The sequence below is a fragment of the Cupriavidus sp. 94F1 genome, assembly GCF_057798875.1.
Genome location: NZ_JBYOJT010000011.1, coordinates 95,082 through 110,823 on the forward strand (window position 1 = coordinate 95,082; position 15,742 = coordinate 110,823).

The 15,742-nt window shown below is 68.2% G+C and carries 13 protein-coding genes; 5 read left to right on the top strand and 8 right to left on the bottom strand.

The annotated features are described in order from the left end of the window. Positions 1–109: 109 nt before the first annotated feature. Together AC3FJ6_RS22450 and AC3FJ6_RS22455 are read right to left on the bottom strand one after the other, a co-directional pair. Positions 110–733, bottom strand: coding sequence for a DUF938 domain-containing protein (locus tag AC3FJ6_RS22450; protein ID WP_488773811.1), 624 nt, complete (start codon positions 731–733; stop codon positions 110–112). A 120-nt stretch (positions 734–853) separates the two neighbouring features. Beyond that, entirely contained in the window at positions 854–2,839 is a 1,986-nt protein-coding gene (locus AC3FJ6_RS22455) for a PhoX family protein (RefSeq protein WP_488773812.1), read from the bottom strand. A gap of 195 nt (positions 2,840–3,034) precedes the next feature. On the opposite strand from AC3FJ6_RS22455, the gene AC3FJ6_RS22460 reads away from it, so the two are divergent. Further along, positions 3,035–3,640 carry an IMPACT family protein gene (locus AC3FJ6_RS22460; RefSeq protein ID WP_488773813.1) on the top strand — a complete coding sequence of 202 codons (606 nt, stop codon included), beginning with the start codon at positions 3,035–3,037 and terminating at the stop codon, positions 3,638–3,640. Between the two features lie 4 nt (positions 3,641–3,644). Beyond that, complete coding sequence (locus AC3FJ6_RS22465) at positions 3,645–3,971, top strand: 2Fe-2S iron-sulfur cluster-binding protein (protein WP_488773814.1); 327 nt, start codon at positions 3,645–3,647, stop codon at positions 3,969–3,971. A gap of 91 nt (positions 3,972–4,062) precedes the next feature. On the opposite strand, the gene AC3FJ6_RS22470 is transcribed toward AC3FJ6_RS22465, so the two are convergent. The 4 genes from AC3FJ6_RS22470 to AC3FJ6_RS22485 form a co-directional block, all read right to left on the bottom strand. Then, a complete protein-coding gene (locus tag AC3FJ6_RS22470) occupies positions 4,063–4,995 on the bottom strand; it encodes a LysR family transcriptional regulator (protein ID WP_488773815.1) in 933 nt (310 codons plus the stop codon). Positions 4,996–5,084: 89 nt separating this feature from the next. Then, positions 5,085–6,212 carry an extracellular catalytic domain type 1 short-chain-length polyhydroxyalkanoate depolymerase gene (locus AC3FJ6_RS22475; RefSeq protein WP_488773816.1) on the bottom strand — a complete coding sequence of 376 codons (1,128 nt, stop codon included), beginning with the start codon at positions 6,210–6,212 and terminating at the stop codon, positions 5,085–5,087. A gap of 145 nt (positions 6,213–6,357) precedes the next feature. Beyond that, positions 6,358–6,714 (bottom strand): antibiotic biosynthesis monooxygenase family protein, encoded by a 357-nt coding sequence (locus tag AC3FJ6_RS22480; RefSeq protein ID WP_488773817.1) that lies wholly within the window; start codon positions 6,712–6,714, stop codon positions 6,358–6,360. A gap of 21 nt (positions 6,715–6,735) precedes the next feature. Continuing rightward, positions 6,736–7,959 (bottom strand): cytochrome P450, encoded by a 1,224-nt coding sequence (locus AC3FJ6_RS22485; protein ID WP_488773818.1) that lies wholly within the window; start codon positions 7,957–7,959, stop codon positions 6,736–6,738. Positions 7,960–8,192: 233 nt separating this feature from the next. Here AC3FJ6_RS22485 and AC3FJ6_RS22490 point away from each other — a divergent pair, with 233 nt between their 5' ends. Together AC3FJ6_RS22490 and AC3FJ6_RS22495 are read left to right on the top strand one after the other, a co-directional pair. After that, a complete protein-coding gene (locus AC3FJ6_RS22490) occupies positions 8,193–9,770 on the top strand; it encodes an EAL domain-containing protein (protein ID WP_488773819.1) in 1,578 nt (525 codons plus the stop codon). Positions 9,771–10,109: 339 nt separating this feature from the next. Next, positions 10,110–12,251, top strand: coding sequence for a putative bifunctional diguanylate cyclase/phosphodiesterase (locus AC3FJ6_RS22495; protein ID WP_488773820.1), 2,142 nt, complete (start codon positions 10,110–10,112; stop codon positions 12,249–12,251). A 2-nt stretch (positions 12,252–12,253) separates the two neighbouring features. Here AC3FJ6_RS22495 and panE read toward each other — a convergent pair whose 3' ends face one another. After that, positions 12,254–13,177, bottom strand: coding sequence for a 2-dehydropantoate 2-reductase (gene panE, locus AC3FJ6_RS22500; protein WP_153947045.1), 924 nt, complete (start codon positions 13,175–13,177; stop codon positions 12,254–12,256). Positions 13,178–13,726: 549 nt separating this feature from the next. Here panE and AC3FJ6_RS22505 point away from each other — a divergent pair. After that, on the top strand, positions 13,727–14,980 hold the full coding sequence (locus AC3FJ6_RS22505) for an Hsp70 family protein (RefSeq protein ID WP_488773868.1): 1,254 nt from the start codon (positions 13,727–13,729) through the stop codon (positions 14,978–14,980). Between the two features lie 74 nt (positions 14,981–15,054). On the opposite strand, the gene AC3FJ6_RS22510 is transcribed toward AC3FJ6_RS22505, so the two are convergent. Next, complete coding sequence (locus tag AC3FJ6_RS22510; protein ID WP_487522699.1) at positions 15,055–15,714, bottom strand: response regulator transcription factor; 660 nt, start codon at positions 15,712–15,714, stop codon at positions 15,055–15,057. Positions 15,715–15,742 lie beyond the last annotated feature (28 nt).

Consider the following 15,742-nt stretch of genomic DNA (forward strand, 5'->3'; position numbering starts at 1 on the left):
GGTTGTCACCACGAGACCAAGGCTACGCATGCCGTGGGGGCCGCTCAAGCACCGCAACAGGATTATGGCAATCCTTAACGCTTCCGCCACATTCCGTTGCGCGCCGCCCTCAACCGGCCTTGTGGAACACCAGGCTGAAGTTGTTGGCCGGCATGGGAATCGGTTCCGCACAGGTCAAGCCGTGCGCCGCACCCAGGGCGATGACGGCTTCCATGTCGCGTACGCCCCAATCGGCATCGGCCACGCGCAGCTGCCGGTCGAACGCTTCGTTGCTGGGTGCGGTATGCGCGCCGTTGCGGCGGTAGGGGCCGTAGAGATACAGCACGCCACCGGGGGACAGGTGCCGGCCGGCGCCGGCGAACAGCGCCTCGGCGGCGGCCCAGGGCGCGATGTGGATCATGTTGATGCAGACGATGGCATCCACCGCGTCGATGCCCCAGGGCTCCTGCCTCACGTCGATGGGCAGCGGCGGCCGCACGTTCGCGGCCTTGTCGTGGGCCGTCCAGGCCGCGATCGATTCGCGGTGCGTGGCGTCGGGATCGCTGGGCTGCCAGGTGAGCCCGGGCAGCGCGGCCGCGAAGTACACCGCATGCTGGCCGGTGCCGCTGGCGATCTCGAGCACCGTGCCGGTTTTCGGCAGGGCGTCGCGCAAGACGGCCAGGATAGGCGCGCGGTTGCGGTCGGTGGCGGGCGCCATGCGGCGCGCGGTCAGGTCTGCGGCGGGCTGTGTCATGGGGATTCCTGTGGACGTGCGCCGACGATGTGCCGGGCGCCAGCCCACAGGGTAGCAGGCCCGCCGTACCTGCGTGGTCAGACAGCGCAAGGCGCCGCTGATGCGCGTCTTGTGCCGCGCTTAGGCGCGGCGGTTCAGCCGCAGCGCCGACGGCGTGGCAGTCAGGTAGCCGACCGCCGCGCCAAAGCGGTCCTTGTAGTTGGCGCGCACCAGCGGGTCCAGCGTGCCCTTCACCTTGTCGTGCAGCCCCTTTTCCCAGTCGCCGGCATGCTGGAAGTTGGTCATGATGTAGGTCCAGCCGTGGATCTCGTCCACCGCGTGCAGCCCGGTGGATTCCGCGCCCGCCGGGCACGACAGCACGCGGGACAGCTGCTTCGTATCCACGTTGTAGGCCCACAGGAAGTTGTTCACATGCGTGTTGCTGTCCTCGCCGACAAACAGCGTGCGGAGTGCCTCCGAGAACTTGAGGTTGTCCGGCGTGGCCACCTTGTCCGGATTGGCGTAGTTGCCCAGCGCGTCCTGCGCCTTCTTCGGGCCGCCGCCCAGGTCTTCCGACACCAGCGCCGGCACGGCCGCCATGTCGACCGGCACCCATTCGCTGTCCATGCGCACGCCCGCCCGGTCCGACTGCGCCCCGCGCAGGTTGAGTTCGTAGACCGCGCCCGAGTACGGGCCTTCCACGCGGATGTCGCCGGCATTGGCGGCGTTGCCGGCCAGCATGCTGGTCTCGATGCGCGAGATGGCCGAGTACGCTTTCTTGTCCGCGATATTGACGGTCGTGCCTTCCATCTTGGTGAAGCCCAGGCTGCCGCCCACCAGTGCGGCGTAGCGGTGGGTTTCCAGGAATGCAGCGGCCTTCTCCTGCCCCGGCTTGAGCCTCACCCAGTTCGGCTTGCCGTCCAACAGGATGCGCGTGAAGCTCGCATCCTCCGGGTCCTTGAACTTCACGTCCATGATGTCGGTGAGCTGGATGCCGCCGTCCACGAGCCTGCGGATCTCGTCGCTGCTGGCACTGCCCAGCGGAATCCACGACAGCGTGGCCGCGCCCGGGCCGGTGCCCGATGTCTGGTGCCACTTGGCCACATACAGCCTGCCCGCCGACAGGTCGCGCGGACGGTCGGCGATGAACAGGAACAGCCCGCCATTGGTGGCGTCGTCGCCCATCAGCACGGTGCGCTCGTCGGGCATCACCTGCACCAGTTCGTGCGAGATACGGCCCAGGCAATAGTGCTTGCGGATCGACCCGGTGCCGTCGGGGTGCACGGTCACCTCCGGCAGGTGGCCGTAGTGATACGGATTGGCGCGGCCCGCATCGCCATACAGGTGACGGCTGAAGCCGCGCAACTTCTTGTCGGTGGCGGCCTTGGCCGCGTCGGGCTCGTATTCCTCGCTCGACAGGTGCGTGTTCCACGGCGACAGGCTTGCGCCGCAGGTGATCCACAGGCCATTCACGCCTGACGTGTCCACATTGTGATACTGCACCAGGCTCAGCTTGCCGGTCTTGGGGTCCTGGTCCAGCGTCAGCACGGCGATGGGCGACGGCAGCATGCCGTGCATCTCGGCATCGGCCTGGTCGCGCGTGGTGTACTCGAACTGCACCACCGCGAACACCGTGTTGCCCTTGACGCCGCGCACCCTGGCGTTGCGCAACGTCAGCAGCGAACTGCCGTCGGGGGCATCGGAATAGAACTGACGCGCCTTGCCCGGCACCGAGCCGTCCATGATCGGACGGTTCTGGATGTCGTAATAGCCGCCGGCCAGCACCTTGCCGCCCTTGCCGTCCGGCACCAGGTCGCCGGTGACGAAGAACGGCTGGTAGGCCAGCGTGTAGTCCTGCCAGGTGCCGTCGGTGTACGACACCTTCAGCGACGAACCCACCGTCGTGGTTGCCATGGCCGCGGCGTTGTCCAGCGTGGGCGCGGCCATGCCGCTGAACGTGGCGGATGCAAAGGCAGCGGCCTTGCGGCGGGGCGCGGCGGCAAAGGCGGCCTCCATTGCGGACATGCCGCCGGCCAGGCTGGCGGCAGCGGCACCGAGGGGCAGCATCGGGGCGCCGCCCAGGATTTTCAGGGCGCGGCGACGGGCATTGACGGTCTGGTCGGACATGGGATGGAAGTGGGCTCTGGTGGTGTCTGGCAGTTCTTTTGAAGGGATGCGCGGTGGCAGAAACGACATCTGCCCGTCCGGATGGTAAGGCCCTTTCATGACAGATGTTTGATGGTCAGCAAACTGTCACGCATTTGGTGCCCCGGCCGGCTGCGCTACACTCGCCCTCCTGCCTGTCGAATTCCCTGCCCTGTCTTGCCGACCTTCACGCTAGCCGCCCCGGTACACGCCGACATCGAGATACGCAAAAGCCGCTTTATCGCGCTGGCCGTGCCGGTGCCCGATCGCGAGGCGGCCATGGGCGTGATCGCGGACCTGCGCGCCCGGCATCCCACGGCCACGCACGTGTGCTGGGCCTTGCTGGCCGGCGGCCAGTCGGGCATGTCCGATGACGGCGAGCCGTCCGGCACGGCCGGCCGGCCGATCCTGGAGGTGCTGCGCCATCACGACCTGGACGGCGTGCTGGCCGCCGTGGTGCGCTATTACGGCGGCGTCAAGCTGGGCGCCGGGGGGCTGGTGCGGGCCTATACCGACGCCATTGCGGGCGCGCTCAAGGATGCGGAGCGGATCGAGCGCATCGCCTACGCCACGCTGACCGTGCTGGTCGATTACCCCGACGAACCGCGCGTGCGCCGCTGGATCGATCAATCGGCCGATGCGGGCTGCACGTTGGCCGAGACCCGCTATGGCGCGCTGGCCACGCTGGTCATCCGCCTGCCGGCCGCGCTGCGCGAGCAGGCGCAGGCAGCCCTGCGCGATGCCACCCACGGGCGAGCCGGGTTTCCGGCCGATGAGGACTAGCCCAATGGCCGAATCGCAATCCGGCATGCCAGCCGACATCCTGGACGACAACCGGGAATTCACGGCGCAGGTGCTGCCCGGCCCGGTGCGCTTTACCGCGCCGGCGTCGCTGAGCCTGCTCGAAAGCGCCCTGCTCGATGGCGTAAGCCTGCCCAGTTCCTGCCGCAACGGCACCTGCCGCGCCTGCATGAGCAAGCTGCACGCGGGCAGCGTGCGGTATCGGATCGAATGGCCGGGGCTGAGTCCGGACGAGAAGGACGACGGCTACATCCTGCCCTGCGTGGCCTGCCCGACGGGCGATGTGGTGTTCGAGCCGGTGGGCGCGGGGTGATCGCGCCAGCGGACGTCTGGCACCTTCCTACAGGCTTCAATGGGTGACGCGGTAGTCGCCGACGGCGTTTCCCGCGACCCTGCGCCCACGCTCAGCCGACGGTATAGCGCGTGTAGACGCGCATCTTTTCGCTCATCTCCAGCAATCGCTCGCGCAGCATGGCGTGCAGGTAGCGCACGGCCGGCGAAAACTGCCGGCGATGCGGGCATACCAGATTGAGCGGCACCGGCTCGCCAGGCTGCTCGGGCAGCAGCAGTTCCAGCCGACCCTGCTCGACGTCGGCACAGACATCGATCCACGACTTGTACGCGATGCCGCGCCCGTCGATGGCCCAGCGCCGCGCGATCTCCGCGTCATCGCATAGCAGCGTGCCCTTGATCGTGATCTGTCGCCGCATGCCGGCCGCAGGGAAGTGCCAGCGATCGTACAGGCGGCCACCCAGCACAAACGGCAGGCATTGGTGCATGAACAGGTCATCCAGCGATGCCGGGCGTCCATGGCGTTTCAGGTAGTCCGGCGAAGCCACCAGGACGCGCCGATTGTGCTCGGCCAACGGCAGCGCCACGTAAGTGGCGCCTTCGTTGGCGCCGTAGCGGATGGCGATGTCCACCGGGTCCCGGAATACATCGGTGACCTGGTCGGACAACGACAGCCGGAGCACCAGCTTGGGGTGCGATGCCTGGAACGCCGTCAGCAGTGGCAACAGGACATTGCGCCCCAGGTCGGAAGGCGCTGCAATCTTCAGGGTGCCCTGCAGCGCCGTCTGCTCGCCATGCATGCGCTCCCGGCCTTCCTTGAGCATCGCCAGCACTTCGTCGGCATAGGGCAGGTATTGCTCGCCCTCCGCGGTCAGCCGGAGGCTGCGCGTCGATCGGGCGAACAGCCGGATATCCAGTTCCTTTTCCAGCCGCAGGATGGCTGCGCTGACCTGGCCGGGCAGCAGATCGGCCTCGCGGGCAGCGTTCGAAAAGCTGCCGAGCGCCGCGGTTCGTACAAAAAGATGAAGGTCGTCGAGTCTGATCATTTTCACTGCACAAGTGAAAGTCGTGCCTGATTATCACAGCTGGATCGACCTGACCTCGAAAGACCGCACTCACCGCCCGTTTATCGGGCTCAATCCCGCTGGCGCCCGTTGACCGAAAAGAAGCGTAGCGCGATCTTGAGCGCGTCGGGCCCGCTGGGGTCCGAGAACGCCTGTCCGGGCGCGCCGCCGCTCCATGCGTGGCGCAGCCCTTCCACCTTCACCACGCGCAGATAGGGACGCGGCCCCGCCTGCCAGTCGAACACGTCTACCGCGCGCCGCGTGCCGCGCCGTACGCGCCTGGCCGGCAGTGCCCTGGGGGCCGGGGTGCCCGGTGGGAACAGTTCCAGCCACATCGCCGCCGTGGACGTGGCGTTGTCGTAGGACACCACGCTGTCTTCATCGCCGTGCAGCAACAGCAGCGGGGGTGGGGAGCGCCCGGCCAGCGCCAGGCGGGCCGCCACGGCGTCGGGCGCCCGGTCGCCGCGCATGGCTTTTGGCGCCTGCGAGGCATTGATGGCGCTAAAGGGCGCGGCGCCCGAATGGGAACCGATGGCCGCAAAGCGATCCGGATAACGCAGGCCCAGCATCATCGCCATGGCGCCGCCCGCCGACAGGCCGAACGCGCAGACGCGATGGGCCAGGATGGCGTAGCGTTGGCTGACATGGTCGATCATCGACATCAGCAGCGCGGTTTCCGATGCACCGCGCGCCGCGGGACGGAACCAGTTCCAGCAACGCTGGGCATTGGCGTGTACCGATTGCTCGGGCATCAGCACGACCCAGCGCGCGTCGCGCGCCACCGTGGCCACACGGGCGCACGCGGCAAAACTGGCGGCATCCTGCCCGCAGCCGTGCAGCAGGACCAGCAACGGCGCGGGCCGGGCCGCGCTGACGCCGGGCGGAACGAACACCCGGTAGCGGCGCTGCCCCACGCTGCCGATCCCCAGGCTGAAGCCCCACAGGCCTTCCTCCCAGGATCCGCCGCTCTTGCTGACCGGCACGCGCGCCGGTGTCACCACGCCGGTCAGGGCCTGGCGCGCCACCTTGCCCACGGCGCGGCCCATGGCCTTGCTGACGGCCTGGCTCTGTTGCCGGGCCGCGCGCACCATCGGATCGGTCACGGTCCTGGTGACCGTGCGGCTGAACTGGCGTGCGCTGCGCGTCGCCTGCTTGCTCAGCGTTGCCCACAATTTGGTGCCGCCCGTGCGCCGTTTCATGCCGCATCGCCCTTTCGTTTCCGCTGCTGCGTGGCCAGACCTCCGCTGCGATGATGCACGAGTCTACGGGACGAATATGTCAGATTGTCATGAACCGGCGCGTCCGGAGACCGCCCGGATGCGGTCAATCCGTCAAGCAGGACCGTCAACGGCCGCCCGCGTCATGCACGGCGCGGCTATCGGCCGGCGCTTCGTCGCGTTCTCGCAGACCGTAGTCGCGCAGCACCTGCGCCACGCGCAGCCGGTAGTGGGCGAACACGCCGCCGCGCCCGGCCGCCTGCGCCTGGCGGTGGTCGAGCGTATTGCGCCAGGCCAGTACGGCTGCCTCATCGCGGAAGAACGACAGCGACAGCAGCTTGCCCGGGTTCGTCAGGCTCTGGAAGCGTTCCACCGAGATGAAGCCGTCGATGGCTTCCAGCGTCGGTTTCAGGTGGGCGGCAATGTCCAGGTAGGTGTCCTGGCGCCCGGGCGCAGGCTCGACTTCGAAGATTACGGCAATCATCGGGGGGCTCCTTCTTATGGTTCAGGGTTGTACGTGAAACTGCGGAATCCGGGCGTTGACCGATGGCCGATAGCGTACGCGATCCACCAGTCGCGCCGGTTGTATCCCGCGCGACAGCAGTGCCTGCACGGTACAGGCGGCCAGCACCTGGGCCAGCGCATCGCCGGGGCAGCCGTGACGCCCGGCACCGAATGTCCAGGGGCGGCCCGCCGCTGGTGTCGCCCCTGGGCCCGCCTGCGGGGCAGCGTCATGCGCGGCGGCGGCCAGCAGCACCAGCACCGCATCGCCGGCGCGAACGGGCTGGCCGCACACGATGGCGTCGGCGACCATGAAGCGCCGCGTGTTCTGCACGGGCGGGTCCAGGCGGGCCACGTGTGCCACCAGCCCATCGGTGCAGCTGTCCGGGCCGGCGGGCTGGCCGGTACGCCCCAGATGGACCAGCGTGTTGCCGATCAGGCCAGCGGTGGCCTCGCACGCCTGGATCATCAGGCCCACGGCGTTGGCGACCATCGTCGGGGTGTCGATGCCCGCCAGCGCGGTGTCCTGCGACAGCGCGTGCAGCAGGCTTCCCGCAGGCGCCGACGGCGTACAGTCGCGCGTCCATTGCGTGAGCCATTGCGCGGCCGCCGCGCCCGCTTCCACTTCGGCCGGCGTGGCCAGCGGCGACATCGCCATCGCAAAGGTGGAAACGAAGCCGGCTACCCGCGTGGAAACATGGCCATCGGCGTCGCGTTCGAGCGGCAGGCCCAGCAGGTCCGCGGCGGTCAGCACGGGCAAGGTGAACATCCAGCGCGTGGCTTCGTGCGCATCGTCGCCGGTCATGCGCGGCAGCGCCGCGGCCAGCGCATGGGCGCGCACGCGCACCAGGCCCAGGTCTAGCCCGGCCAGATGGGGCAGCACGATGGCCTTCAGGGCAGCGTGGGCGGGGCCGTCGGTCATGCGAACCAGGCGGCCGAACAGGTCGCCCGCCGGCCCGCCGGCCAGCGCAGGCGGCACCGGCTGGCCAGGCGGACGCACGCGGGCGTCGGGATGGTCCAGCACTTCCGCCACGGCGGCGGCGCTGGCGGCCACCCACAGCTTCAGCGACGCGTCGTAATGGAACGCACGCGTGCGCGCCAGCCGGCGATACCAGGGATAGGGGTCCGGATGGGTGACCGCCGCAATGGGGTCTGCGGGGCTGGCATGGGCGGCGCGCGCCACGCCTGGAGAGCACAGCGCGTGCAAGGCATCAAGGGACGAATCCATCACGGTTTCCGGCTGAATGGGCGATACGGCCATCTTCGCAGCGCGGGGACCGGAAAAGGTTCGTCCTGTCGTGAAATGTCGAATGCGCGGCCCGCGCGGCGCGTGACCCCGGTCAAGCTGGCGCCAGACTCGGACGCGCCGCAGCCTGACAGCCAGTCGCTGCATGCGCAATATCAGATATGTCATGGAGACCGTTCTGCTATGCTGCCTCGCACTCCAACCACCCTGACCCAATGACCCGGCGCCTCTGGCTCTTCATGTTCTGCGCGATCGCGCTGGGCGTCTGCGGCCCAGTGGCGCTCACCACGTGGGTATCGCGCGAACTGGCCGAGCAGTTGTTCCGCCAGCGTGTGGACGCCTTCACCGAACGCGCACTGCTGCGTGTGGAAGTGGTGGCGCGCGATGCCGTCGAAGCCGCCCGCCAGGCCGACCAGTTCGGCGGCACGCCATGCACCCAGGCCCATCTGGACGCCATGCGCGAGGCCGACCTCCATCACCGCTACGCACGGCAGATCGTCTTCCTCGATGGCGAGCAGTTGCTGTGCGCGTCGTCATCGGTGCCCGGGGCGCTGCGCAGCATCGAAGGCCAGAATCCGCACTGGACCGCGCTGCCGGCGCTGCGGGCCTTGTATCGCATCGATGCCGCCGGGGAACCGCCGCCGGCCGTCCAGTTTCGCGTGGGGCGGCACGTGGCCGTGGTCGATGCGCAGTTCTTTATTGATATCGTGCCGCTCGATGCGCAGATTCGCCTTGGCATGATCGACACGCGCTCGGGCAAGGCCGTGGCGATCTGGGGCGACACCGATACGGCCACGCTGCAGCGCGCATGGGCCGAGAAGCTCGACGGCAAGGTGCGGCGCGACCGCTATCTGGACGTCAAGCAGTCGCAACACCTGCCATTCGCCGTGGTGGCCTACGAGCCGCTCGACGCGATGACCGGCACCTGGCGGCAACTGCTGGTCGTCGGCCTGCCCGTGGCGCTGCTGGTCAGCGCGCTGGCCGCCTGGCTGATGCTGCGCTGGGGCCGGCGCCTGCGCAGTCCCGCGTACCTGCTGCAGGACGCCATCCGCCGCAAGGCGTTCTTCGCGGTCTACCAGCCCGTGATGGCGCTCGACGACGGGTACTGCGTCGGCGCCGAGGCGCTGGTGCGCTGGCGCATGCCGGACGGCTCGGTGGCGCTGCCGGACCGCTTCATTCCAATGGCGGAATCGGTCGGTGCCATCCATGCCATCACCACGTGCGTGATCGAGGCCGTGCTGGCAGACCTGGGACCGCACCTGGCCGCCGATCCGGCCATGCATGTATCGATCAACCTTTCGCCGGACGACTTCCGCGCACAGGACACGCTGCCCGCCATCAGCGCGGCACTGGCACGCGCCGGCGTGCGCGCCGGGCAGATCTGGATCGAGGTCACCGAGCGCGGCTTTGCCAATGACACCGCCTGCCGCGAGATGATCGCGGCCTTCCGCAAGGCCGGCCATCCCATCCTGATCGACGACTTCGGCACCGGCTATTCGAGCCTGGCCTATCTGCATGACCTGGACGTGGACGGTATCAAGATCGACAAGGCCTTTGTCGGCTCGATGACGACGGATGCCCCGTCGAAGTCGGTCGGGCCCCATATCATCGGGATGGCCCGTGCGCTGGACATCGATATGGTGGCCGAGGGCATCGAAACCGAAGCGCAGCGCGTGGCGCTACGGCAACGCGGCGTGCAGTACGGCCAGGGCTGGCTGTTCGGCAAGGCCATGCCGGTGGCCGAATTCCTGTCGTTCTGGCAACAGCACGCGGGCACCACCGTCGAAGCCTGAGCGCCGATGCCGGCGTCCGCGCGCCAGTTTGCACCTATACTCGCCGTTTCCTTCCGCGCGAGCGCGTGCGAACCACCATCGACGAGCAAACCACCATGCCTTGAGCCATCAACACCTGACGGAACGAAGGTTCCGCACTGCCGGCATCGGGGACAGGGCCGGCATGGCGGAGTTTGACGGGCACCACGGTTCATGAACCTGTCGTCGACGATGGCAAACGTCGCGGCGCAGGGCACACATCAGAAAAACAGGAACCGGGTAGTCAGGACGCGGAAGACCGCCATCCAGCCTTGCGGCGCACAGCGCACGGGGCACGCGATCGGCGGCGGGCATGAATCGATGACACAAACAGATCGTGCGCAGGGCGCCGCGCTGGCCGGCTTGCGCGCCGCCGACGGGGCAAACGGCGGAAGCCTCGGCGGGAACCTCAGCAGACATACCGCGGGCATCGGCGGCGGTGCGGCCAGCGGGCCCGTCAATCCCGTGGAGGCGGCCCTGCCCTGGCAGACGCGCCACGACCAGCTGCTGGCGGTGCGCCGCACGGTGCGGCTGTCGATTCCGATCAACATCATCCTGGGCCTGAGCGTGCTGGCCGTGGCCTGGCACGCCGGGCGCGGCGCCACGGCGGCGGTGTGGTTCGTGATATCGCTGCTCTGGAACGTGCTGCGCATCTGGATGTGCCAGGTGCCGGTGGGCCCGGCGCCCGGCATCACGCGGCCGGACGCTGGGCGGCTGGCACGCACGGTGGCACGCCACCTGCGCATCCACTGCACGCTGGCGCTGCTGTCGGGGCTGACCTGGGCTGCCATTCCGGTGCTGTGCGATGGCTACACGTCGCCGCAGACGCTGTTCTACCTGACCGTGGTCTGCGGCATCACGGCCGGCGCGGTGACCCACGGCTTTGCGTACGCGCCCATTCCGCTCTGTTTCATCACGCCACCGCTGCTGTCGGCGGCCGCCTGCCTGGTCTTGTTTGGTGACTTCGACAGGTACTGGCTGGCCGCCACCACCCTGCTCTACCTGGCCGCGCTCATCCGGGGCACGCTGGAAAGTGAACGGCAGATCCGGCATTCGATCCGGCTCAAGAACGAGGCCACTGCCATTCAGGATTCCCTGCGTATCGCGCATGACCATGCGGTGAATCGTGCCGACGAAATGTGGACGCTCGCCAGCCTGGATCCGCTGACCGGCCTGCTGAGCCGCAGCGGCTTCTTTGCACGGGCCAACAAGCGTTTTGCCAACGGGTTGAGCGGCCGGCACTGCCTGTTGCTGCTGAACCTGGACGGCTTCAAGCTCATCAACGACGCGTTCGGCCACAAGGCCGGCGACGGCGTGCTGCGCGAGGTGGCGCGGCGCCTGGAGGCGGTGGCGGGCCCCGCCATGCTGGTGGGCCGCATGGGCGGCGACGAGTTCATGCTGCTCTACGATCCGATCGACAACGACGATTGCCCGTCGACGCTGGCCGCCCGGCTGATCGAGGCCGTGCGCCAGCCGCTGGACGGCTACGAATTCTGCGCGGTGGGCATCAGCATCGGCATCTGCCGCGGCCCGGACATCTGCCTGGACGACATGCTGCTGTTCGCCGACGCGGCACTCTACGCGGCCAAGCGGGCGGGCCGCAACAGCGTGTACGTGTTCGACGACGACCTGCATCGACACCTGCAGATGCAGCGCGACATCGAACGCGACCTGCCGCGTGCGCTGGCCGACGACACGCTGGAGGTGTGGTTCCAGCCAATTTTTGCCGAAGGCGGCGCACAGGTGCGCAGCCTGGAGGCCCTGATTCGCTGGAAACATGCGCGCCATGGCTGGGTGCCACCGCCGGAACTGGTGTCGGTGGCCGCGGCGTCCGGCTTGTCCGAGACCTTGCTGCGCGCCACGCTGTCAAAGGTCTGCCGCCTGTCCCAGGCCATCGGAGCCCAGGGCGGGCCACGCATTCCCATTGCCATCAACCTGTCGCCCCGCGAAATGGCACAGGTCGAGATCGACAAGCTGCTGCTGTCGACGCTGGAGGCCTGCCGGATCGAACCGGGCCTGCTGACCGTGGAAATCACCGAGGAAGTGGCGCTAGACGTGGTGGCCGTGCAAGGCAAGCTGGCCAACATGGCAAAGGCCGGCGTGGCGATTGCGCTCGACGACTTCGGCGTGGGCTACTCCGGGCTGGGGGCGCTGCGCCAGCTCGGCGCGGCATGCGTGAAGGTGGATCGCAGCTTCATCACCGATATCGCACAGTCGCCCCGCAACCAGGATCTGATGCGTGCGGTGCTCAATCTCGGGCGCTCGTTCGGCTTCGAAGTCGTGGCCGAGGGCGTGGAGCACGAAGCCGACCGGCAGACGCTGATCGGCATCGGCTGCGATGCCATGCAAGGCTACCTGCTGGCGCGTCCGATGCCCGAAGCCGAACTGCTGGCCTGGCTGCGCGCGCGCGCGGCCACGGCCACGGCGAACAGCGAGGCCAGCATCGACGGCGGCGGGGCCTGACGTCAGCCGCCGCGCGCCCGGCGGGCCTCGTACGCCTTCAGGTGGGTCAGTGCCATGGCCAGCGTGGGCGCGTCGGTGCTGCCCCGGCGTGCAAGCAGGTCGCCGACGATCTGGTCCGATTCGATGGCGGCGCCCCGCTCCACGTCGCGCAGCATCGACGCCGTGATGGGCGAGCCTTCCGTGAACAGCGTGGTCCTGGCTTGCTGCATCGCCGGCTCGCGCACCGGATAGCCATTGGCTGCCGCGATGGCGGCGCATTCGTCCAGCAGGGCCGCGATGGTCTCGCGGCCGCGCGGCGCGGCAAGGATGTCGCCGATGGTGGCCCGCATCAGGCAGGTGGAAGCCGCCAGCGTGGCCAGGAAGAACCATTTTTCCCACATGTCCTGCAGCATCGCGTCGCTGCGTTGCACGTCGAAGCCCGCGTTGCCGAATACTTCGGCCAGCGCCTGCGCGCGGGGGCTATTGCCCGACGGGCGCTCGCCAAATGACAGGATGTGGAATGCCGACAGATGCAGGATGGTGCCCTGGTCGTCGAGCGTGCTTGAAATCATGCAGCGGCCGCCCATCACGCGGGCCGCGCCAAAGCGGGCATCGAGCTGGTCCAGGTGCCGCATGCCGTTGAGCAGGGGCACGATCACGGTGTCCGGGCCCACGGCCGGGGTGATCGAATCCATGGCGCCGGCCAGGTCATAGGCCTTGCAGCTCAGCAGCACCACGTCGTACGGCGCGGCGATCTGCTCCGGAAGTACGACCGGGGGCGTGGCGATATGCAGATCGCCATGCGGGCTCTTGACGCGCAGCCCATGCTCGGCAAGTTGCCCAGCCCGCCGTGCGCGCACCAGAAAGGTCACGTCACGCCCGGCCTGCAACAGCCGTGCTCCGAAATAGCCGCCCGTCGCGCCGGCACCGACCACCAGAATACGCATCCTCGACTCCCAGGTCTGGCCCGGCACCTTGCCGGGCGATGCGCCATTCTAGTGGGGTTCCGGCAAGGCTGCCGGCGGCTTGCCGATCCTGCCGATCAGGCCGGAAACGGAAAAGGGGCCGTCAGTGGCGGCCCCCCCTCGTCGCGTCGCGTCATGTGAGCAGATTGAACACGAAGCCTAGTGCAATGGCGCCGCCCAGAGCCTCCAGCGTGGCCAGCGCCACTAGTTCGCGGAAAATGCGTGATTCGTCCTGCTTGGTCACCATGGTATTGTCTCCAGTCGGTTTTCCAAACGGCTGGCCGGTGGTGTCGTACCGGTCAGTCACACTGCAACCTGCGACTTCAGTAGACTGCAACGCCGGTGTGCAGAACAGTTGGCATAAACCCGCATGGGGTGATCCCCGATGGCATGCCGCGCTGTGGGTTTCCACCCCATGCAAGGAAAACCCCTACAATAGCGCCCCACGCAACGGCACCCGATCCGCCCCGCCACATGGCAGCGGACAAGCGCGCCGCCTGCATCCTGCTGTACCTGAACCCCTGCATTCCCATGATCTCAAACGCTTGCGGCGTCGACTTCGGCACGTCCAATTCCACCGTCGGCTGGTTGCGTCCCGGCGCCCCCACGCTGCTGCCGCTGGAAGACGACAAGTCCACGCTGCCATCGGTGATCTTCTTCCACGCCGAGGATCCGCTCGTCAGCTACGGGCGCGCCGCGCTGGCTGACTACCTGGCCGGCTACGAAGGCCGCATGATGCGGTCGCTCAAGAGCCTGCTGGGCACGTCAATGATGGACGACAGCACCGAGGTCATGGGCCAGGCCATGCCGTTCCGCAAGCTGCTGGCGCACTTCATTGGCGAACTGAAGGGCCGCGCCGAGCGCGCTGCCGGCCGCCAGTTCAGCGCGGCGGTGCTGGGGCGTCCCGTTCACTTCATCGACGAGGATGCCGCCGCCGACCAGCTTGCCGAAGACACGCTGGCGGAGATTGCCCGCGACGCGGGCTTCAAGGACATCGCCTTCCAGTACGAGCCGATTGCGGCCGCCTTCGACTACGAGGCCGGCATCGGCAGCGAGGAACTGGTGCTGGTAGCCGACATCGGCGGCGGTACGTCCGACTTCTCGCTGGTGCGCCTGTCGCCGGCGCGCGCGAAGAAGACCGACCGCCGCGAGGACATCCTGGCCAATGGCGGCGTGCACATCGGCGGCACCGACTTCGACCGCGCACTGAGCCTGGCCAGCGTCATGCCGATGCTGGGCCTGAACAGCCAGTTGCGCAACGGCAAGGCGATGCCGTCGGGCCAGTATTTCGACCTGGCCAGCTGGCACACGATCAACCTGGTCTATACGCGCCGCGCCTGGGCCATCGTGATGGACAACTATCGCGATGCCGCCGAAACCGAGAAGCTGGACCGCCTGATCCGTCTGATCAAGGACCGTGCGGGACACTGGCTGGCGATCCAGGTGGAGGCCGCCAAGATTGCACTGTCCGAGGCGCCGCTCACCACCATGGACCTCTCGCGCATCGCGCCCGATACCACGCTGGATGTCACGCGCGACGATTTCGACCAGTCGATCTCGAAACTGGTCGACAAGACGGCCAGCACCGTAAAGGGCATGCTGAAGACGGCCGGCGTTCCGGCCGATGCGGTGGATACCATCCTGTTCACCGGCGGCTCCAGCAGCGTACCGATGCTGCGCGAGCAACTGGCGCGGCTGCTGCCGGGCGCGCAGCGCGTGGAAGGCGACCTGTTCGGCGGTATCGGTTCAGGGCTGGCGCTGGACGCGGCCCGCAAGTTCGGCTGAGCCGGATTCCCGGCGCGTGCCCGGGGACGCTGGCAGACTGACCTGCTGGCCTGCCGGCGTGCCGACCGATTGGCCTACTGCTCGGCCTTGCAGAGGCCGATCTGCTGGGCCATCAGCACCAGGTCGGCAAAGGTGCGGGCGCGCATCTTGCGCATGGCCTGGCCACGATGGATCTTCACCGTCACCTCGCTGATGCCGATTTCCCCGGCGATCTGCTTGTTCAGCAGGCCCGAGACGGCCATGCCCATGACTTCCGCCTCGCGCGGCGTCAGCGTGGCGTAGTTGCCGCGAATCTCCTCCACCTTGCGCAGGCCCCGGCGACGCAGCCGGTCCTTCTCGATGGCCGCCGACACGGCGTCGAGCAGGTCCTGGTCGCGGAACGGCTTGGCCATGAAATCCTCGGCGCCCGCCTTCATGGCGGTCACCGTCATGGCGATATCGCCGTAGCCGGTCATGAAGATGATCGGGATATGCACCCCCATCTGCGCCAGGCGGGTCTGCAGGTCGAGCCCGCTCGGGCCGCGCAGCCGCACGTCGAGCACCAGGCAGCACGGCACATCAGGCAAGCGGTATTCCAGCAGCTCGGCTGCCGAGCCAAACAGCGCCGCCTGCATCCCCACCGACCGGAACAGATTGCCCAGGCCGGCGCGCAGCATGGCGTCGTCATCGACGATCAGCACCATCGCGTCGTCGTCGGCGCCCGTACCGGCGGGGTCCCCGCTCTGGGATGTCACGGCTCTGTTCTCCAAGGTCCTTGAGGGC